Source organism: Flavobacterium sp. NRK1 (genome assembly GCF_024054175.1).
GTDB lineage: Bacteria > Bacteroidota > Bacteroidia > Flavobacteriales > Flavobacteriaceae > Flavobacterium.
In genome coordinates this window covers 226392-245871 of record NZ_JAMXLA010000001.1, presented here as the reverse complement: position 1 = coordinate 245871, position 19480 = coordinate 226392, and the positions used below count along the sequence as shown (strand labels likewise).

The 19480-nt window shown below is 37.0% G+C and carries 20 protein-coding genes and 1 tRNA gene; 8 read left to right on the top strand and 13 right to left on the bottom strand.

Features of this window, described 5'->3' with window-relative positions:
* Positions 1-4 precede the first annotated feature (4 nt).
* A tRNA-Lys gene (locus NHE85_RS01165) sits at positions 5-77 on the bottom strand.
* A gap of 230 nt (positions 78-307) precedes the next feature.
* Here NHE85_RS01165 and NHE85_RS01160 point away from each other — a divergent pair.
* Positions 308-823 (top strand): shikimate kinase, encoded by a 516-nt coding sequence (locus NHE85_RS01160; protein ID WP_252808896.1) that lies wholly within the window; start codon positions 308-310, stop codon positions 821-823.
* Here NHE85_RS01160 and NHE85_RS01155 read toward each other — a convergent pair.
* Positions 820-1317: a phosphoribosyltransferase family protein gene (locus NHE85_RS01155; RefSeq protein ID WP_252808895.1), complete on the bottom strand. Its 498-nt coding sequence runs from the start codon at positions 1315-1317 to the stop codon at positions 820-822. The two genes, NHE85_RS01160 and NHE85_RS01155, sit on opposite strands and share 4 nt — an antisense overlap.
* A gap of 54 nt (positions 1318-1371) precedes the next feature.
* A complete protein-coding gene (locus NHE85_RS01150; protein ID WP_252808894.1) occupies positions 1372-1758 on the bottom strand; it encodes an RNA-binding S4 domain-containing protein in 387 nt (128 codons plus the stop codon).
* Between the two features lie 80 nt (positions 1759-1838).
* On the opposite strand from NHE85_RS01150, the gene NHE85_RS01145 reads away from it, so the two are divergent.
* Positions 1839-2777: an FKBP-type peptidyl-prolyl cis-trans isomerase gene (locus NHE85_RS01145; protein WP_252808893.1), complete on the top strand. Its 939-nt coding sequence runs from the start codon at positions 1839-1841 to the stop codon at positions 2775-2777.
* A gap of 67 nt (positions 2778-2844) precedes the next feature.
* Here NHE85_RS01145 and NHE85_RS01140 read toward each other — a convergent pair whose 3' ends face one another.
* The 4 genes from NHE85_RS01140 to NHE85_RS01125 all read right to left on the bottom strand — a co-directional run bounded on the left by NHE85_RS01140 (position 2845) and on the right by NHE85_RS01125 (position 6821).
* Positions 2845-3801 carry a transketolase family protein gene (locus tag NHE85_RS01140; RefSeq protein ID WP_252808892.1) on the bottom strand — a complete coding sequence of 319 codons (957 nt, stop codon included), beginning with the start codon at positions 3799-3801 and terminating at the stop codon, positions 2845-2847.
* 108 nt (positions 3802-3909) lie between these two features.
* Positions 3910-4758, bottom strand: coding sequence for a transketolase (locus tag NHE85_RS01135; protein ID WP_252808891.1), 849 nt, complete (start codon positions 4756-4758; stop codon positions 3910-3912).
* Positions 4759-4874: 116 nt separating this feature from the next.
* Entirely contained in the window at positions 4875-6200 is a 1326-nt protein-coding gene (locus NHE85_RS01130) for a serine hydrolase (RefSeq protein WP_252808890.1), read from the bottom strand.
* A gap of 135 nt (positions 6201-6335) precedes the next feature.
* Entirely contained in the window at positions 6336-6821 is a 486-nt protein-coding gene (locus NHE85_RS01125; RefSeq protein ID WP_252808889.1) for a hypothetical protein, read from the bottom strand.
* Positions 6822-6970: 149 nt separating this feature from the next.
* Here NHE85_RS01125 and tgt point away from each other — a divergent pair, with 149 nt between their 5' ends.
* From tgt to dnaB, 5 genes are all read left to right on the top strand, one after another.
* Positions 6971-8101, top strand: coding sequence for a tRNA guanosine(34) transglycosylase Tgt (gene tgt, locus NHE85_RS01120; protein WP_252808888.1), 1131 nt, complete (start codon positions 6971-6973; stop codon positions 8099-8101).
* 225 nt (positions 8102-8326) lie between these two features.
* A complete protein-coding gene (locus tag NHE85_RS01115) occupies positions 8327-9406 on the top strand; it encodes an LptF/LptG family permease (RefSeq protein ID WP_252808886.1) in 1080 nt (359 codons plus the stop codon).
* Positions 9393-10277 carry a DMT family transporter gene (locus NHE85_RS01110; RefSeq protein WP_252808884.1) on the top strand — a complete coding sequence of 295 codons (885 nt, stop codon included), beginning with the start codon at positions 9393-9395 and terminating at the stop codon, positions 10275-10277. The genes NHE85_RS01115 and NHE85_RS01110 overlap by 14 nt, the downstream gene beginning before the upstream one ends.
* 75 nt (positions 10278-10352) lie before the next feature.
* On the top strand, positions 10353-11306 hold the full coding sequence (locus tag NHE85_RS01105; protein WP_252808882.1) for an acetyl-CoA carboxylase carboxyltransferase subunit alpha: 954 nt from the start codon (positions 10353-10355) through the stop codon (positions 11304-11306).
* A gap of 153 nt (positions 11307-11459) precedes the next feature.
* Positions 11460-13004: a replicative DNA helicase gene (gene dnaB / locus NHE85_RS01100; protein ID WP_252808880.1), complete on the top strand. Its 1545-nt coding sequence runs from the start codon at positions 11460-11462 to the stop codon at positions 13002-13004.
* A gap of 231 nt (positions 13005-13235) precedes the next feature.
* On the opposite strand, the gene NHE85_RS01095 is transcribed toward dnaB, so the two are convergent.
* A complete protein-coding gene (locus tag NHE85_RS01095; RefSeq protein ID WP_252808879.1) occupies positions 13236-13412 on the bottom strand; it encodes a histone H1 in 177 nt (58 codons plus the stop codon).
* Between the two features lie 185 nt (positions 13413-13597).
* On the opposite strand from NHE85_RS01095, the gene NHE85_RS01090 reads away from it, so the two are divergent.
* Complete coding sequence (locus NHE85_RS01090) at positions 13598-14860, top strand: asparagine synthetase B (protein WP_252808877.1); 1263 nt, start codon at positions 13598-13600, stop codon at positions 14858-14860.
* 193 nt (positions 14861-15053) lie between these two features.
* On the opposite strand, the gene rplT is transcribed toward NHE85_RS01090, so the two are convergent.
* The 5 genes from rplT to NHE85_RS01065 all read right to left on the bottom strand — a co-directional run bounded on the left by rplT (position 15054) and on the right by NHE85_RS01065 (position 19084).
* Positions 15054-15398 carry a 50S ribosomal protein L20 gene (gene rplT / locus NHE85_RS01085; RefSeq protein WP_252808875.1) on the bottom strand — a complete coding sequence of 115 codons (345 nt, stop codon included), beginning with the start codon at positions 15396-15398 and terminating at the stop codon, positions 15054-15056.
* Positions 15399-15495: 97 nt separating this feature from the next.
* The gene (rpmI, locus tag NHE85_RS01080) at positions 15496-15693 is read right to left on the bottom strand and encodes a 50S ribosomal protein L35 (protein ID WP_176007463.1); all 198 of its coding nucleotides are present in this window, start codon (positions 15691-15693) and stop codon (positions 15496-15498) included.
* 125 nt (positions 15694-15818) lie between these two features.
* Entirely contained in the window at positions 15819-16367 is a 549-nt protein-coding gene (gene infC, locus NHE85_RS01075; RefSeq protein ID WP_308219369.1) for a translation initiation factor IF-3, read from the bottom strand.
* 29 nt (positions 16368-16396) lie between these two features.
* Entirely contained in the window at positions 16397-18343 is a 1947-nt protein-coding gene (gene thrS, locus NHE85_RS01070; protein ID WP_252808873.1) for a threonine--tRNA ligase, read from the bottom strand.
* Between the two features lie 261 nt (positions 18344-18604).
* Entirely contained in the window at positions 18605-19084 is a 480-nt protein-coding gene (locus NHE85_RS01065; protein ID WP_252808871.1) for a hypothetical protein, read from the bottom strand.
* Between the last annotated feature and the right edge of the window lie 396 nt (positions 19085-19480).

Sequence of the window (19480 nt, the reverse complement as noted above, 5' to 3'; positions counted from 1 at the left end):
TTTGTGACCCGGCTGGGATTCGAACCCAGGACCCCATCATTAAAAGTGATGTGCTCTACCAGCTGAGCTACCGAGTCAATAAAAAGTCATTCCCTGAATGCGGGTGCAAATATACGCATGTATTATTTATTATTCAAAGCGATTTGGGCATAAATTTGTCTTTTTTTTGCTTATTTTTTTTAACGCCTTTATTTTTAGGGGCTTATTAGCCAAGAAAAATTAATGTCAATTTATTGTTATATTATAAATAGCAATAATTTTGCGTTGGTAAGCGCCATCTGACAAAAAAAGTGAGTAAAATTGCAATATGAAAAAAGTAGTATTGTGCGGATATATGGCATCGGGTAAAACAACAACTGCACGTTTGCTGGCAAAAACTTCAGGATTATTGTATATAGATCTTGATGAAGCTATAGAACAAAAGGCAGGGAAAAGTATACCTGAATTGTTTGAAGAGGGAGGAGAGATTAAATTCCGTAAATTAGAGCATGAAATGCTTAAAGCTATAATTAATGGCTCAGAGGGCTTTGTTTTGAGTTTAGGCGGGGGAACTCCGTGCTATGCTAATAACCATGAGGTATTGCAAAGAGAAGATGTAATATCTGTTTATCTTAAAACTAGTATTACAGAATTAGTAAAACGTATAGAAAATCAATCAGGGCAAAGGCCGCTTATAAATTCGCTTAAGAGCGATGAATTACATGAATTTATTGCCCAGCATCTTTTTGAACGCAGTTATTATTACCATAAGGCAAAGCACATAGTTGTGACCGACGGTAAATCGACGGAGCAGATTGCAAATGAAATTATGAGTTTATTTTAATCTTCCAGAAAAGCATATTGCTCATTTTCATCAAGTATCACCTGTACATTTTCTAAAAGTGATGTAGAAAGAGAAAGACCTTTAAAATCGGCTTTAACTGGATATTGTTTGTGGTTGCGGTCTACCAATACAGCTGTTTTAAATTTTTTAAGCGGTACATCTAAAAAATGCTTTACACCATAAATAAGCGTAGTGCCGCTATTTAGTACATCATCAACCAGTACAAGGCTTTTATTGGCATATTCATTCGCCTGTAATGATGTTTTTACCTGCTCAAGAGGTTTTTGTTTATTAATTATTACCTCACACAGCGTTACTTTAATATCAGATATTCTTTCCAGTTCTTTTGCAAGTTTTTGTGCAAATAAGTAGCCGTTATTTGCTATTCCTGCCAATACCACCTCGGTATCATCGGGAAAAGTTTCATAAATCTGATAAGCAATGCGTTTTGTTGTATGGTCTATTTCCTGTTGTGTAAGGATAATGTTTTTCATTGTAGGGTAATATTTGTTCAAAGATAAAAAAAAGAGTTGCGCTATTGTTTATTTTTATTCCTCGTCATTATCGTCTGTATCCATACCATATTCATCCAGGTCACGACGGTCTTTTTTGGTAGGCCTTCCGGTTCCTCTGGCACGATAATGTTCTTTAGATAGCTTAAGCAGCTCCAGATGTTCAAAAGCCTCTGCCGGTGTTTCATCTTTACGGTAAATATCAACCAGTTTAGGCCCTACACGGTTTGCGGGTATATCCAGCACTGTTAGCATATAGTTTATCTGGTCACGTCTTACGCTTATTTTGTCTGTAGGGAAAACTTCGCGTGAAGCCTTTGCCTGCTGGCCGTTTACAGTAACATGCCCTTTTTGTATTGCCTGCGTTGCAATACTTCGGGTTTTATAATAACGCACACACCATAAATATTTATCAATCCTCATACTAATTCTTAAAAATCGTTGTTATTAGCAATACAAAAATAAATGAAAATTGTATCTTGCGCCCATTAAAAAACATTAAAATGAATAGATTTTTAAAGGCTTTCAGCCTTGTTGCTATAATTGTATTTTTTGCATCATGTAAGAATGATGATGATGTTAAGGTTGCGCCTCCAAGAGATTATGGAGTGCAATATGCATCTGATAAGGATAGTATAATGAAGTTTCTTACTAATCATTATATCGATCTTAATACAGAAACACTTGATGCTACCTTTCCTGAAATTACAAATGCAGCTGAACAAACCTCTATTTGGGATCAGACAGATTACCCACTTCAAAATATAAAAATCACCAGGAATGATGTAGAATATACGGTATATTATCTTTCATTTAGACAGGGCGTTAATAAGAGTCCTAGTTTAGGGGATAATATTAATGTTACTTACAGAGGTACATTATTTGATGGTACCCAGTTTGATTATAGGCCGTATTCAAGTACAGAAGTTGAACTTTATGGCTTTATACCGGGCTGGTGGGATATAATGCCACTTTTTAAATCAGGTAATTTTGTAGAAGGCAATATAGGTGAACCGGCTTCTTTTACCGATTTTGGTGCAGGTGCAATGTTTCTGCCTTCAGGGCTTGCTTATTTTAATCAGACACGCAGTAACCTCATACCACCTTATACATGTCTGGCCTTTACATTTCAATTATTGGATGTAACTTATACGGATTTGGATAAAGATGGTATTCTTAATAAAGATGAAGCTGCCGAACCGGGAGCAAGTATTGAGTATTATGATACGGATGGTGACGGAACGCCTAATTATCTTGATAATGATGATGATGGTGACGGGCGTTATACAAAAGATGAAATAAGAATACCCGGAACTACCAATCAGTATTATACTTTTGAAGAAATGTTTAATGAAGATGGTACGGTTAAAGATGAATTTAAATGTTCTCCATCAAGTACGCTGCCAAAATTCCTTGATCCTGCCTGTAAAGGAGGAGAATAAGAATTAAATTATAAAACAAAAATCCCGCTCATTGAGCGGGATTTTTTATATGTAAGAGAAAAAATTATTACTTTCTCTTTATTACTTTTTCAACAGCTTCAACAATAGCTTGATTGTTTAGTTTGTATTTGTCCATAAGCTGGGCAGGAGTTCCTGATTCACCAAAACTGTCGTTTACTGCTACAAACTCTTGTGGAGCAGGGTTGTTTAATGCTAACACACGAGCAACACTTTCTCCCAGCCCGCCAAAAATATTATGTTCTTCAGCAGTAACTATGCATCCTGTTTTACCAACTGATTTAAGAATAGCTTCTTCGTCAAGTGGCTTGATAGTATGAATGTTGATAACCTCTGCAGAGATCCCTTTAGCTTCAAGAGCTTCGGCAGCAATAAGCGCTTCCCAAACAAGGTGTCCTGTAGCTACAATAGTAACATCTGTACCTTCGTTAAGCATTATTGCTTTACCAATTACAAAATCTTCTCCTGTTTCCGAAGTAAAGTTAGCAACTGACGGACGGCCAAAACGCAAGTAAACAGGCCCGTAGTGTTCAGCAATAGCAATAGTAGCCGCTTTTGTCTGGTTATAATCGCATGTGTTGATTACAGTCATGCCCGGCAGCATTTTCATCAAACCGATGTCTTCTAATATCTGGTGTGTTGCACCATCTTCACCCAGTGTTAAACCGGCGTGAGAAGCACAAATTTTCACGTTTTTATCTGAGTAAGCAACAGATTGACGTATCTGGTCATAAACCCTTCCTGTAGAGAAGTTGGCAAAAGTACCCGTAAAAGGAATTTTTCCACCAATAGTCATACCTGCAGCCATACCTATCATGTTCGCTTCAGCAATACCTACCTGAAAGAAACGTTCAGGATGGTTTGCTTTAAAGTCGTCCATTTTAAGAGACCCGATAAGGTCAGCACAAAGTGCAACAACATTTTCATTAGTTTTTCCAAGCTCTGTAAGACCGGCTCCGAAACCAGAACGTGTATCTTTATTACCTGTATTTGTATATTTTTTCATTTTCTTTATAAGTATTGAGATTTTAGTATTGAGAAAATTATCCGGTTTATTACCTTGAGTGTGTTTTCAATCTAAATTCTCACATCTAAATTTATTATCTAAAATCTATTAATAATCGCCAAGGGTTATTGCATTCTGATCGAATGCTTTTTGAAGCTGCTCGTCATTTGGTGCTTTACCATGCCAGGCATGTGTATGCATCATATAATCTACACCGTTACCCATTTCTGTATGAAGTAATACACAAACCGGCCTTCCTTGTCCTGTTTTAGCTTTAGCTTCAGTCATACCGGCTATAATAGCTTCTATATTGTTGCCTTCTATAATTTCAACAACATCCCAGCCAAAAGCAATAAATTTAGCGCTCAGGCTGCCCATATTAAGTACTTCATCTGTAGGCCCGTCAATTTGTTTTCCATTAACGTCAATAGTAGCAATGTAGTTATCTACTTTATAAGCAGAAGCATACATCATAGCTTCCCAGTTTTGTCCTTCCTGAAGCTCACCATCACCATGAAGACTATATACAAGGTGGTTATCACCATTAAGTTTTTTAGTTTGAGCAGCTCCTATTGCTACGCTCATTCCCTGTCCAAGAGATCCTGAAGCCATACGAATACCGGGTAGGCCTTCATGAGTTGTAGGGTGTCCCTGAAGCCTTGAGTTTATATGGCGGAAAGTAGCAAGCTCTGCTACAGGAAAGTAACCGCTTCTTGCAAGTACACTGTAAAAAACAGGAGAGATGTGGCCATTAGAAAGGAAGAATATATCTTCGCCTATACCATCCATATCAAAACCTTCCTTGCGGTCCATTAAAACCTGGTAAAGGGCTACCATAAATTCTGTACAGCCAAGCGATCCTCCGGGGTGTCCTGAGTTTACCGCATGAACCATACGAAGGATATCCCTTCTTACCTGAGTCGTTAAGTCATTTAGTTGTTGTGTGTTAGGCTTCATTTTTTCTATTAAAGTTAAACTGGTGCAAAAGTAATTTTAATTTTCAGGACTGGCAAAAATATTTTAGCCTCAATCTGAGGTGACTGAGGCTAATAGTTTATTAGGTAAAAATAAGTTTAATTGGTTTTGGTAAAGGTAAATACACCGCCACCCTGCTTTAATATCATTTGGTTTTTTGCAGGATCAAATTCAAGTACTATACCTGCCTTGCTAAACTTAAACACATTTTCTTCTGCTGCAGAAAGGGGAAAGGAACTTTGTCCTGTAGCCTGTGCTATCAAAGATGTACCTTGTTTAGTAATCATAATTCCGATAGGAATTTCGGTTGTTGTATAATTTCCTATATACTTATCAAGTTCTTCAGTTGTATAGGATGCAGTTTTAAATGACGGTACTTCGAACGGATGCTTGTATATCCAGTCCAGGAGTGTTTTTGAAATGTCATCATTAGTATAATCGTTAGAACCGTTAGAAACAACACCTATAGAGATTTTATCTTGAGGTATGTAAACCACTGCAGAAGTAAATTTGTCTATAGCACCGTCGTGTCCATAAGCTTTTGCAGATTGTAAAGGGAAGACAAATAAACCTAGTCCATAATTGTCTTTCATAGTTGTCATTTGTTCAAGGCTTGCCATTGAAATAATTTTACCTGCAAATAATCCTTCGATAAAGCGTGAAAGATCGGTTGGAGTAGAGATCATTGCTCCTGCACCCATTGGTATTGACATATCTGTTTCTGCTCCTTTAGTCCATTTGCCATCAAACGAATATGAATACGCTTCATTATTAGCAGTGTTTGTTTTGCTTCCATAGTATGTGTTTTTAAGTCCAAGCGGCTTAATGATCTTTTCGTCTACAATGGCCTTAAATGGTTTTTTATATACTTTTTCGATTATATAGCTTAACAATACATAATTAGAATTGCTGTATTCACCTTTGCTGTCAGGTTCAAAATCACTAGGTGATTTAGCAATAATGGCAACCATTTCAGCTTCGGTTTTTGGTTCGGTCATATATGACATATATTCGGGATCGTTAGTGAAGTTATGAATGCCGCTATGATGATTTAGCATATTATCAATAGTAATCTTTGATGCATTTGGTATCTCAGGGAAATATTTTTCAAGTTTGTCGGTAAGCTTTAGCTTATTTTCTTCAGCAGCTTTAAGTACAAGTGTTGAAGTGAAAGTTTTTGAAATAGAACCTATTCTGAATTTAGTGTTTTCATTGCTTTTAATGCCTTTTTCAACATCAGCAAAGCCTATAGATTTTGAGTAAACTGTTTTACCGTTTTGTGATACGGCTACACTGCCCATAAATTTGTTGTTCGCATTAAGTGCAGCAAAATATTGGTCAAGTTTGGTTTTGTCTGGTGCCTGTGCAAATACGGTAAGGATGGTAAAAAAACAGGCTAAAGCCAGTGCAAATTTGTTTTTCATGATTGATTAATGATTAAGTTGATTTAGCTTCATAAGTCGCTAACAACTTACTTTTTGTTACATAAAAAAATTTAAATCTTACAGGTTGTTTTATGATTCGGTTATAAAAATAAAGATATTAGATACTTAGTGCAATTATAAGACTTCTTTAAGCTTACTTTTTTTAATATCAATTGCATCTCCACAATAAATAACCTTACCATTTTTTTTCAGGTACATTGTCAGAAAATCACTTTTTTTAAGATTAAGCAGGTGGCATACTTTTGCAGCAAAAGTCTCTCTTCTTATTGTTATATCATCATTAACCGAGGGGGCGGCAATATAAATGTTGTATTTATACGCTGTAGCTTCTATAAGAGTATCTACCAACGTTTCCTTATTGGTTATACCTATAAAGTAAAAATTAACTTTAGAGCCATATTGATCTTCCAGTTCTTTGTAATGGGTAACTATTTCTTTTGCATTGGCACAATTCGGGATCCAGAACTGTATTACTGCTGCTTTTAATGTATCATTTTTAATATTATTTACCAATTCTTCAGGGGTTAGGTATATTATGTTGTTTTGAGCATATATTGAAAATGTAAATAATGATAAAACTAAAAGCAGATAATATTTCATTTGTTAAGTATTGTTGGTTATAATGTAAATGTAGAAAAAACAAATTTCAAATTTTAAAAATCACAGGTGTGCTTCTTAATCAATAACGCAATATCTAATGAGCAAATAAAGCATAAATGATTTATCTTTGCACGCTGTAAAAGAGAACCATGAAATTTGATTTAATCACTAAAGACCCGCAGAGTAAAGCAAGAGCGGGCAGTATAACTACCGATCACGGTGTTATAGAAACGCCTATCTTTATGCCTGTTGGTACAATGGGTACTGTAAAGGGTGTGCATCAGCGTGAGCTTAAAGACGATATTAACCCCGATATTATATTGGGTAATACCTATCATTTATATCTAAGGCCTCAAACTGACATACTTGAAAAAGCAGGTGGATTGCACAAATTCATGAACTGGGATAGACCGATTCTTACTGATAGCGGCGGATACCAGGTTTACTCCCTTTCGGCTAATCGCAAGATTAAAGAAGAAGGCGTAAAATTCAAATCACATATTGACGGATCATACCATTTCTTTTCTCCGGAAAGTGTAATGGAAATTCAGCGTACTATTGGTGCAGATATTATTATGGCTTTTGATGAATGTACGCCTTACCCATGCGATTACCGTTATGCAAAACGCTCAATGCACATGACGCACCGTTGGTTAGACAGATGTATTGCACATCTTGAAAAACTACCCTACAAATATGGATATAGTCAGGCATTTTTTCCAATTGTTCAGGGGAGTACATATACCGATCTTAGGGCACAATCTGCTGAATATATTGCTAATGCAGGTGCTGTAGGTAATGCTATTGGAGGATTATCTGTAGGTGAGCCTGCCGAAGAAATGTATGCAATGACTGATGTGGTATGCAGCATTTTACAGGAAGATAAACCACGTTACCTTATGGGTGTGGGCACGCCAATAAATATTCTTGAAAATATTGCTTTAGGTGTAGATATGTTTGACTGCGTTATGCCAACGCGTAATGCCCGTAACGGTATGCTTTTTACTGCAAACGGTACTATCAATATCAAAAATAAAAAATGGGAAGATGACTTTTCGCCAATAGACGAAATGGGAATCACCTTTGTAGATACAGAATATACAAAGGCTTATTTAAGACACCTTTTTGCTGCTAATGAATTCCTTGGCAAGCAAATTGCTACAATACACAATCTTGGCTTTTATATGTGGCTGGTGCGTGAAGCAAGAAAGCACATTATAGCTGGAGATTTTCGTGAATGGAAAGACGTGATGGTTAGAAATATGAGCCAAAGGCTTTAATGTATACTACTTGCTAATACCAAAATTCCGGAGTTTGACTTAGAGATAAGTGAACAAACTCTGATTTTACCGCATCAGATAACTGACTATAAAATTAAGTTGCATAAAAGTTTTTTGGCACAATGGCTTTTGGCTAATAAAAACATAAATTTGTCGCTATCAAGATTGTGGGAAATACGCGAAGAGTGTATTGCTAATCTCTCTCAAAATAAGAAATAACTTTAGATGAAAATAATAGACTGGTATATTCTAAAACGCTATCTGGCTACTTTTTTTGTAATGCTTCTTATGTTTATACCTATTGGTATTGTTATAGATGTTTCCGAAAAAATAAACAGGATATTATCAAGAAAAGTCCCTTTTGTAGAAGTGGCTAAATATTATGGCGATTTTACCATCTATTTTGCCAATATGCTTTTTCCTATATTTCTGTTTCTATCGGTAATATGGTTTACATCTAAACTTGCTAACAATACAGAAATTGTTGCTATTCTTGGGTCAGGTATATCATATATGCGTTTTTTACGGCCTTATATTATAGGAGCGTCTATAATATGCGTGCTGGCATTGGTAATGGGTTTCTTTTTTGTGCCGGGAGCCAGTAAGGGTTTTAATGATTTCAGATACACCTATCTGAAAGGAAGTAATAATGAAGTCAGGCAAAATCAGGACGTATATAAACAGATTAGCGATAATGAATACATATATGTAAGCAGTTTTAATTATGTAGATAAAACAGGGTATAACTTTAACCTTGAGAAATTTAAAGATAATAAGCTTATTTATAAAATAAATGCAGGTTCTATCCGCTGGAATGCTAATGATAGTACTTATACTCTTATTAGTTATTCCAAAAGAACTATCGGCGCTATGGGTGACAAACTTGAATCTGCTCCCGAGAAAAAATTTAAATTCAATTTTTATCCTGACGATCTTACTCCTACCATATATGCAGCCGAAACGATGAGTTTGGGCGAGCTTAACGATTTTATAGATAAAGAGAGGCTGCGCGGATCGGGTAATATAAATGCCTACCTGGTAGTGCTGTATAAAAAATACAGTATACCTGTTTCGGCGTTTATACTTACGGTTATAGCAGTGGCAGTTTCTTCTATGAAACGCAGGGGAGGTATGGGTATAAATCTTGCAATGGGTATAGGGCTTGCCTTTTCTTATATATTTATAGATAAAGTATTTGGTACCCTTGCCGAAAAATCTGCTATGTCGCCTATAATAGCAGTATGGTTTCCAAATGTAGCTTTTGGCATACTCGCTATTTATTTATTACGCAATGCAAGGCGATAAACTTAAAAGTTACCTGCATCTCCATTTAATAGTATTTGTATGGGGGTTCACAGCGGTATTAGGAGCTCTTATATCGTTGGAGGCACTTCCGTTGGTGTGGTTCAGAATGTCTATAGCTGTTGCTCTTACATTCTTGTATGCACTGTTTACAAAAACACCGCTTAAAATTTCACTAAAAACATTTTTAGGCTTTATGGCAGCCGGGCTTGTTATTGCCCTGCACTGGTTTACTTTTTTTCAGGCGATTAAAGTGTCAAATATATCGGTAACGCTGGCGTGCCTTTCTACGGGTGCTTTTTTTACCTGCTTTATGGAGCCTATCTTTTTTGGCAGAAAAATAATTCTGTATGAGGTATTCTTTGGGCTTCTTGTTATTGCAGGGCTGTATATTATTTTCAGTTTTGAAGGCAATTACCTTAACGGAATATTGCTGGCATTATCTTCAGCATTTCTTTCGGCAACATTTTCTATAATCAATGGTAAATATGCGGTGCAGTATAATCCGGTAACCATATCTTTTTATGAATTGTTAGGAGGGGTATTCTTCTTTTCAATTTACCTGTTATTTTCCGGGCGCTTCACTACAGAATTCTTCCAACTGTCAGCTTCCGACTGGCAATGGCTGTTTATATTGGGCTCGGTTTGTACAGCTTATGCTTTTATAGCATCTGTACAGGTAATGAAATTTCTTAGTCCATATACTGTAATGCTTACTATTAACATGGAGCCCGTTTATGGGATAATTCTGGCAGTGCTGGTATTTCATGATAAAGAAAAAATGAGCACAAGTTTTTATATAGGGGCTGCTATAATTTTAACAACCGTGATACTCAACGGAATACTTAAAAATAGAACGAAAAAAGCAAACTAAATGCCCCGTACTGTTTTTCAGTCCGGTTAAAATTTTATCTTTGCATTTCGATTAAAATTAAAAATCTGCCATACTATGGAATATTTAGATTTTGAACTTCCTATTAAGGAACTTGAAGACCAACTGGATAAGTGTACAATAATTGGCCAGGAGTCTGATGTTGATGTATCTAATACATGCAAACAGATAGAAGAGAAACTGGAAGAAACCAAAAAGAAAATATACAAGAACCTTACTGCATGGCAAAGGGTTCAGCTTTCAAGGCACCCAAGCCGTCCTTACACTATGGATCATGTACGTGCCCTTACAGGCGATACTTTCCTTGAGCTGTTTGGCGACCGTAGCTTTAAAGATGATAAAGCAATGATTGGCGGTCTTGGAAAAATAGGCGGACAATCATTTATGATTATTGGCCAGCAAAAAGGTTTCAATACAAAAACAAGGCAATACCGTAATTTCGGTATGGCTAATCCTGAAGGATACCGTAAGGCACTTCGTCTTATGAAAATGGCTGAAAAGTTTGGTATTCCTGTAGTTACTCTTGTTGATACTCCGGGTGCTTACCCAGGGCTTGAAGCAGAAGAAAGAGGACAGGGAGAAGCTATTGCAAGAAATATTTTTGAAATGGTACGCCTTAAAACACCTATTATTACCGTTATAGTAGGAGAGGGTGCTTCAGGTGGTGCTTTAGGTATAGGAGTAGGAGATAAAGTTTACATGATGGAAAACACATGGTATTCTGTAATTTCCCCTGAATCCTGTTCATCAATCCTATGGAGAAGCTGGGAATACAAAGAGCAGGCTGCGGAAGCTTTAAAGCTTACGTCTTTTGATATGAAAAAGAATGGCCTTATTGATGATATTATTCCTGAACCTCTGGGCGGGGCACACTATGACAGGGAAACAGCATTTAAAGCAGTAGAAAAACAAATCCTTAAAGGATATAATGAATTAAAAGACTTATCAACAGAGCAGCTTGTTGCTCAAAGAATGGATAAGTACAGTAAAATGGGCGAATTTAAGGAATAATAAGCCATAAACGCAAAATTAGTCCGAAGCCCCCGCTGCTTCGGATTTTTTTTTGGTTTTCAACACAAAAGGTTAACTTATTAACAGGATATCAACATGTTGTCCTTAACAATTACTTAACCTTTCCGCCTTAATTTTAATTACATTCGTACTATGGAAAACGTCAGAAATATAAACCCCGTAAAAGTTGATAAAGCTACCATTATCAACCTCGAAAAAGGCAAGCTGCCACCGCAGGCGCTGGATTTAGAGGAGGCAGTATTGGGAGCCATGATGATTGATAAGAAGGGAGTAGATGATGTTATCGATATACTTCAGCCCGATGCCTTTTATAAAGATGCTCATAAACATATTTATGAGGCTATTGTTGAGTTATTTAACGATACTCAGCCAATAGACTTATTAACAGTATCTGCACAACTTAAAAAAACAGGAAAGCTTGAGCTTGCCGGAGGTGATTTTTACCTTATCCAGCTTACACAAAAAATATCGTCTTCTGCTCATATTGAATTTCACTCAAGAATAATTCTTCAGAAGTATATTCAGCGAAGCCTTATCAGGATTTCGAGCGAAATCATTGAAGAATCCTATGACGAAACTACAGATGTTTTTGATTTGCTTGATAAAGCCGAATCTAAATTATATGAAGTTACGCAGGGTAATATCAAACGAAGTTCTGAAACTGCCCAGAGTCTGGTAATTCAGGCAAAGAAACGTATTGAAGAGATTGCTAATAAAGAAGGGTTAAGTGGTGTGGCTACAGGTTTTCACGATCTGGATAAGCTTACATCGGGCTGGCAGCCCAGTGACCTTATTATTATTGCAGCAAGGCCGGGTATGGGTAAAACGGCCTTTGTACTATCTATGGCTCGTAATATCGCTATAGATTTTAATCATGGTGTTGCGGTTTTCTCGCTTGAGATGTCGTCAGTACAGCTTATTACCCGTTTGATTTCAAGTGAAACAGGACTTTCATCTGAAAAACTGCGTACCGGTAAACTTGAAAAACACGAGTGGGAGCAGCTTAGTATAAAAGTAAAAGACCTTGAAAAGGCACCATTATATATAGATGATACTCCTTCGCTTTCTATTTTTGACCTTAGGGCAAAAGCAAGAAGGCTGGCATCACAATATGGCATCAGGATGATTATTATAGATTATCTTCAGTTAATGACAGCCGGAGGAAACTCTAAAGGTGGGGGAAACCGTGAACAGGAAATCTCTACTATATCCCGAAACCTGAAAGCTTTAGCGAAAGAACTTAATGTGCCGGTTATTGCGCTGTCTCAGTTATCGCGTGCTGTTGAAACACGTGGATCGAGTAAACGTCCTTTACTATCGGATTTGAGGGAGTCGGGTGCGATTGAGCAGGATGCGGATATAGTATCATTTATTTACCGGCCTGAATATTATAAAATTGACGAATGGGATGATGAAGAACGTTCGCCAACTCAGGGGCAAGCCGAATTTATAGTAGCCAAACACCGTAATGGCGGACTTGATAATATTAGGCTTAAGTTTATCGGCAGTCTCGGTAAATTTGACAATCTTGATGATTTTGGTTCCCCTTTTGATGAATTGCCTTCAAGTATGAACAGCAGTCATGATTTTATAACTAAAAATCTGCCATCGGCAAATGATGCCTTTGGAAGTAATATGAATAGCAGCAGTCCTAACGATGACGATGTGCCATTTTAAAAAATAAGATAACCACCTAACTGAAAATATAGCTTATGGGAAAAACTACTAATGAAGACTTCGTTCTTACCGAAGCAATACGAGAAATGGATGTTAACGGTGCCGAGTACATCACTGTAAATGATTAAGGCGGCATATCCATCAACTAAACATTAAACTATAAAATGCACCGGGGAAGCGGTGCATTTTTTTATAAAAAAAAACAGTCCTCAAATGAGGACTGCTAATTAACTATTTTTTAGATTCTTCTACAGATACTTTTCTGAAATCTTTTAAAAGTTTGCTTAGTTCTAAAGCTGACTTACGAGCTCTTGTTCCGGCTGCTTTGTTGTTTTTTTCGATGTGTAATTCTGCTTCTGCTTTAAATTTCTCAATCTCTGCGTTGATTTGAGCAAATAGGTCTTTCATGATAAATATTTTGTTGAATTAAGCTGTAAAAATAAGCTTTTGCATGATTTAAACCCAATTTTATGCTGCTTTCTCTTACTGTTTTTTTTCTATTAAATTATCTTGCTAATCTTTAGATGGTAATACCTGTAATACACTTCAATTTCTATCGTTAGTTTAGTATCTTTGAATAAATCTTACATCCAATGGCATTTAAAAAAATATATATTTTACTGTTACTGGCAGTAGGTTTTTCGGCAAAGGCATCTATGATATTACTGCCTATGGATGAAACTACCCAGCAAAATCATCTTAAAGCTTACGGTATTACCTACTGGGTGCTGGACAAAGGTATTAAGGCAAACTGGCTTCTTAATTACAGAGGCGGGTCTTTTTTATTTCCTGATTCAGAACAAATAAGGCGTGAATGCCAGATTCGCGGTGTGAGTTTTGAAGTACTTAGTGATGGCGAAGCCAATAATATTCTGGATGAAATAAGCAGCCCGTCCCAAAATATGGAAAACGTGGTGCTTGAAAAAGCCCCTAAAATTGCTGTTTATACTCCCCCTGGAAAAATGCCATGGGATGATGCCGTAACTATGGTGCTTACCTATGCGGAAATTCCGTTTACGGCTGTTTATGATGAAGAAGTACTTAATGATGCGCTCGTTTTATATGACTGGCTACACCTGCACCACGAAGATTTTTCGGGTCAGTATGGTAAATTTTTTGGTGCGTATCGCAATGCACCGTGGTATATAGAACAGAAAAAAGAGGCAGAAGCACTTGCTGCTAAGCTCGGTTATTCTAAAGTATCTCAGGAAAAACTGGCAGTAGCCAATAAAATAAAGAACTTTGTTATAGGTGGGGGTTTTATGTTTGCCATGTGTTCGGCTACCGATAGTTTTGATATTGCTCTTGCAGCAGAAGGCGTAGATATTTGTGAACCGATGTTTGATGGTGATGCCAGCGAACCTAACTATCAGGCTAAAATAGATTACAACAATTCATTTGCTTTTAAAGATTTTATACTGGAGCGTAATCCTATAGTTTATGAATTCTCGGATATTGATACTACCAACGATCGTAAAATACCAATGGATCTCGACTATTTTACCTTAATGGATTATTCTGCCAAGTGGGATCCTATTCCTGCTATGCTTTGCCAAAACCACACACAACTTGTAAAAGGGTTTATGGGTCAGACAACAGCATTTAGGGCAGATAGGGTAAAATCCAATGTACTTGTTATGGGCGAGAATAAACAGACGGGTGAGGCACGCTACATACATGGAACTAAAGGAAAAGGAATGTTTACTTTTTACGGAGGTCACGATCCCGAAGATTATCAGCATAGGGTAGGCGATGCGCCCACTGTATTAGACCTGCATCCTAATTCTCCGGGTTACCGGCTTATATTAAATAATGTATTGTTTCCGGCTGCGCGAAAAAAGAAACTTAAAACATAATAAAGTCTATAGATATAAATATCCAATCCCGCAATTGCGGGATTTTCTTATTCAAGACGTACTTATTGCGTTAAGGATAACTTTTTAAACAGATCTATTTTTTGTTTTTAATGGATATAGAAAACAAAAAACCCGCTCATTGCTGAACGGGTTATTTATGTAAGTAAGAATAAATATATTGTTTATAAACGTTTTATTTAACTTGGTTTACGATAGCCGTAAATGCTTCAGGGTGGTTAGCAGCTAGATCTGCAAGAACCTTACGGTTCAATTCGATACCATTAGCTTTAACTTTACCCATAAATTGAGAATAGCTCATTCCGTGTAGTCTTGCACCGGCGTTGATACGCATGATCCATAAAGCACGGAAATTTCTTTTCTTTTGTTTTCTGTCACGGTAAGCATAAACCATTGCTTTTTCTACCGCGTTTTTCGCTACTGTCCAAACGTTTTTACGTCTTCCAAAGAAACCTTTGGCTTGCTTCAATACTCTTTTTCTACGAGCTCTTGATGCTACTGAATTTACTGATCTTGGCATAATTTTACTTTTTTTGTAGCAGGCGTTCCAATGTTAATTTAGGAAACTTAATGGGCCATGCTCCAGGGTTATTAATTTTGTTTAACCGAAACAGCGATTAGATTAATCTTAATTGCTGTTTAACGCTTTTCTCATCTGTTTTGTGAACAAGAGCAGAGTGAGTTAAAGCTAGCTTACGCTTTTTAGATTTTTTAGTCAGGATGTGACTTTTAAAAGCGTGCTTTCTTTTGATTTTACCAGAACCAGTCACTTTAAAGCGCTTTTTGGCACTGGATTTAGTTTTCATTTTAGGCATTTTCTTCCTTTATTTAATTTATCTTACTTACTTATTTTTATAATCCAAAGTCTAAAGCCGAAAGTCATAAAGCCATATCCTGAACGGAATGCAGACTTTAAGACTTTCGACTTTATGGCTGAGTCTTATTTTTTCTTTTTCGGAGCAATGAACATAATCATTCTCTTACCTTCAAGTACAGGCATAGCCTCTACTTTTCCCCATTCTTCAAGATCTGTTGCAAGCCTTAATAAAAGGATTTGCCCCTGCTCTTTATAAATGATAGAACGACCTTTAAAGAATACGAATGCTTTTAGTTTAGAACCTTCTTTAAGGAACTTCTCTGCATTCTTCTTTTTGAATTCATAATCGTGCTCATCGGTCTGAGGTCCAAAACGTATTTCTTTTACAGTAATTTGCGACGATTTAGCTTTAAGCATCTTGTCGCGTTTCTTTTGTTCGTAAAGGAACTTCTTGTAGTCCATTATTTTACAAACGGGTGGCTCTGCATTCGGAGATATCTCTACCAAATCCACTTCCTGCTCTTCTGCCATTTGCAGGGCTACCGATGTTTTGTAAACTCCGGGCTCTACGTTTTCCCCAACAAGCCTTACTTCAGGGACACGGATTGCAGCATTTGTTCTATGTGCATCTTTTTTTTCTACTCGAGGCTGGTAGCCTCTGTTGTTTCTTATTGCTATGGCTTTTAAAATTTAAGTTAAACTTAGAATGTTTTTAGTGTTTTATCTATTTCTTCCTGTACTAAAGAAGCAAATTCTTCAATTGTCATGCTTTGGTTTGTTTTTCCTGCATCGCCATGACGACGTACAGAAATCGTACCATTTTTCTCCTCTTCCTCACCAACGATAAGCATAAACGGCATTTTTTGAACTTCCGCTTCGCGTATTTTTTTACCGATGGTTTCGTTTCGGTTATCAATCAGGGCGCGAATTTCGTGATTTTCCAGCAATTCTAAAACTTTTTTAGCATAATTTTCATATTTCTCACTAAGAGACAGTATGATAGCTTGCTCCGGCATTAGCCAAAGCGGGAAGTTTCCGGCTGTGTTTTCCAGTAATATCGCTATAAAGCGCTCCATAGATCCGAAAGGCGCACGGTGAATCATTACAGGACGGTGCAATTCGTTGTCTGAACCCTTGTAAGTCAGGTCAAAACGTTCAGGAAGATTATAATCTACCTGAATAGTACCCAACTGCCATTGGCGGCCTAAAGCATCCTTAACCATAAAGTCAAGTTTAGGACCATAAAAAGCAGCTTCGCCATATTCTACCACTGTGTTAAGACCTTTGTCTTTAGCAGCGTTAATAATAGCATTTTCTGCTTTCTCCCAGTTTTCGTCAGATCCTATATATTTTTCCCTGTTCTCCTGGTCGCGAAGTGATATCTGCGCGCTGAAGTTTTCAAAGCCAAGCGAGCTGAATACATAAAGTACCAGGTCAATTACTTTTTTGAATTCTTCATCAAGCTGATCCGGCGTACAGAAAATATGAGCATCATCCTGAGTAAATCCACGAACACGTGTTAGTCCGTGAAGCTCACCACTCTGCTCATAACGATATACGGTACCAAATTCAGCATAACGCTTTGGCAGGTCTTTATACGACCATGGTTTAGTGTTGTAGATCTCGCAGTGATGCGGGCAGTTCATCGGCTTTAATAAAAACTCTTCACCTTCGTTAGGAGTGTGTATTGGCTGAAAACTGTCTGCACCATACTTAGCATAGTGACCTGATGTTACATATAATTCTTTTTGTCCAATGTGAGGTGTTACCACCTGCTCATATCCGGCTTTCTTTTGTGCTTTTTTAAGAAACTGCTCTAAACGATCGCGTAGTGCAGCGCCTTTTGGCAACCATAACGGTAAACCCTGACCCACTTTGCTTGAAAAAGCAAATAGCTCAAGTTCTTTACCAAGCTTACGGTGGTCACGTCTTTTCGCTTCTTCCAGAAGTTCAAGATATTCGGTAAGGTCTTTCTGTTTCGGGAAAGAAATACCATACACACGTGTAAGCTGTTTGTTTTTCTCATCACCGCGCCAATAAGCACCGGCAACGCTCATTATTTTAAACGCCTTAATGATACCTGTGTTAGGAATGTGTCCTCCACGGCATAAGTCGGTAAACGTAGCGTGATCGCAAAACGTAATAGTACCGTCTTCAAGGTTTTCTATAAGTTCCGTTTTATACGGGTTGTTTTCATTTTTGTAGAACGCTAATGCTTCAGCCTTAGTAGCGCTGCGCATAGTAAACTCATGTTTCTCCCTTGCAATTTCAAGCACCTTGTCTTCAATAGCTTTAAAATCTTTGTCGGTAATAGTGTATTCTCCAAAATCAACATCATAATAAAAGCCATTTTCAATCGCAGGGCCAATAGTAAGCTTAATGCCCGGGTATAATTCCTGCAGGGCTTGCGCCATAACGTGGGAAGTAGAATGCCAAAACGCTTTCTTACCGTCTTTATCGTTCCATGTGTATAATATTAACGCGCCGTCCGTCGTTAGTGGGGTCTTGGTTTCAACAGTTGTACCATTGAAGGATGCAGAAATCACGTTTCTTGCTAAACCTTCACTAATGCTCATGGCAACGTCCAGAGGAGTAACCCCTGCGTCAAACTTTTTAACCGAACCGTCCGGCAGTGTAATATTTATCATTATTAAAAATTTATAAAGCGCAAATATAAAGTATTAACTATACACATACAATATATATAGGGTACAGTTGTAATTTGTTTTTAATTAATTTACTGTATATTATAGGGAGAAAGGGAGATATGGGGTGTTTTTCATTGATTTTGGTTTTATTCTTGTATTTTTTACTGATAAGAGAAGCGGATTTAAAAAAACCTGATCATTATAAACGATCAGGTTTTTGTATGGTATAAATTTTATGACTACTTATTTATATATAGCTTCTTATTCTTCTTCATGGTGTTCCTCGTGTTTCTCCACTTTAAAGTCGCTGCGGATTTCAGCGTGAGAAATTTCGCCACCGCTTGTTCCTGTAAGGTAACCAAAATACCCAACACCGGCACTAAATACTAAAGCAGCTATGGCAATAATAGTTTTAAACGATTTGTTTTTAAAGCTCGCCCAAAGTCCCACAATGCCAATAGCACCTAATATATAGCAAAGAGTTGCCAGGGTTTCGGCCATTTCTTCATGTTCGTGTATTATATGATGATCTACGCCAAAGGTTTCTACAATTTCTTCGGCACCCTCTCCGGTGGCCATTGCAGGCATAGCGGCAAATGCGCTAAGCACGAATATAAAATAAGCAGTACGCTTAACCGCTTCAGATTTCGAAATAAAGCCGCCAATCATTACAAGTAGTCCTATAATGGGAGTAATAATAGGGAGGTGGTTTACTACAAGGTGTAAATGTGCATCATTCATAATAGTAAGTTTAAAAGCTAAAATTAATAATTTATCCTAATAGTCGGTTATATAGGGTATGCTTTTGTAAGTAATTAATAATCATTTAATGCAAATTGGGTTTAAAAAGCCTAAATGTTGGTTTTTGATTGGTGGGGTGGGGGATTTTATACATTGTATTTGCTACCTATATATATAATATATGCGATTGTTGTTGTATAAAGTATGCTGTTTAGTGTACACTATAATATATATGTATATAGGTTTAAAATAGAGGAGAGATGATATTGAGATATTAAAACCTATGATTTTGCAGAGAGCCGCCCTTCCTAACTCTACAAAACCAAAAATAATTCATACTGCAATAATCGGGTAATTAGACAGTTGAGAAATAAGGTTAAAAAAACATTAAAAAAA

Coding starts and splice junctions, on each gene's coding strand:
- NHE85_RS01095 (WP_252808879.1), bottom strand. CDS start 13,412: ATGAAAGACCTATTTGCTCAAATCAACGCAGAGATTGAGAAATTTAAA.
- NHE85_RS01110 (WP_252808884.1), top strand. CDS start 9,393: ATGCAAGGCGATAAACTTAAAAGTTACCTGCATCTCCATTTAATAGTA.
- NHE85_RS01160 (WP_252808896.1), top strand. CDS start 308: ATGAAAAAAGTAGTATTGTGCGGATATATGGCATCGGGTAAAACAACA.
- NHE85_RS01145 (WP_252808893.1), top strand. CDS start 1,839: ATGAATAGATTTTTAAAGGCTTTCAGCCTTGTTGCTATAATTGTATTT.
- NHE85_RS01125 (WP_252808889.1), bottom strand. CDS start 6,821: ATGAAATATTATCTGCTTTTAGTTTTATCATTATTTACATTTTCAATA.
- NHE85_RS01065 (WP_252808871.1), bottom strand. CDS start 19,084: ATGAATGATGCACATTTACACCTTGTAGTAAACCACCTCCCTATTATT.
- NHE85_RS01090 (WP_252808877.1), top strand. CDS start 13,598: ATGGCATTTAAAAAAATATATATTTTACTGTTACTGGCAGTAGGTTTT.
- NHE85_RS01135 (WP_252808891.1), bottom strand. CDS start 4,758: ATGAAGCCTAACACACAACAACTAAATGACTTAACGACTCAGGTAAGA.
- NHE85_RS01115 (WP_252808886.1), top strand. CDS start 8,327: ATGAAAATAATAGACTGGTATATTCTAAAACGCTATCTGGCTACTTTT.
- NHE85_RS01155 (WP_252808895.1), bottom strand. CDS start 1,317: ATGAAAAACATTATCCTTACACAACAGGAAATAGACCATACAACAAAA.
- NHE85_RS01140 (WP_252808892.1), bottom strand. CDS start 3,801: ATGAAAAAATATACAAATACAGGTAATAAAGATACACGTTCTGGTTTC.
- tgt (WP_252808888.1), top strand. CDS start 6,971: ATGAAATTTGATTTAATCACTAAAGACCCGCAGAGTAAAGCAAGAGCG.
- NHE85_RS01105 (WP_252808882.1), top strand. CDS start 10,353: ATGGAATATTTAGATTTTGAACTTCCTATTAAGGAACTTGAAGACCAA.
- NHE85_RS01130 (WP_252808890.1), bottom strand. CDS start 6,200: ATGAAAAACAAATTTGCACTGGCTTTAGCCTGTTTTTTTACCATCCTT.
- rplT (WP_252808875.1), bottom strand. CDS start 15,398: ATGCCAAGATCAGTAAATTCAGTAGCATCAAGAGCTCGTAGAAAAAGA.
- rpmI (WP_176007463.1), bottom strand. CDS start 15,693: ATGCCTAAAATGAAAACTAAATCCAGTGCCAAAAAGCGCTTTAAAGTG.
- NHE85_RS01150 (WP_252808894.1), bottom strand. CDS start 1,758: ATGAGGATTGATAAATATTTATGGTGTGTGCGTTATTATAAAACCCGA.
- dnaB (WP_252808880.1), top strand. CDS start 11,460: ATGGAAAACGTCAGAAATATAAACCCCGTAAAAGTTGATAAAGCTACC.
- thrS (WP_252808873.1), bottom strand. CDS start 18,343: ATGATAAATATTACACTGCCGGACGGTTCGGTTAAAAAGTTTGACGCA.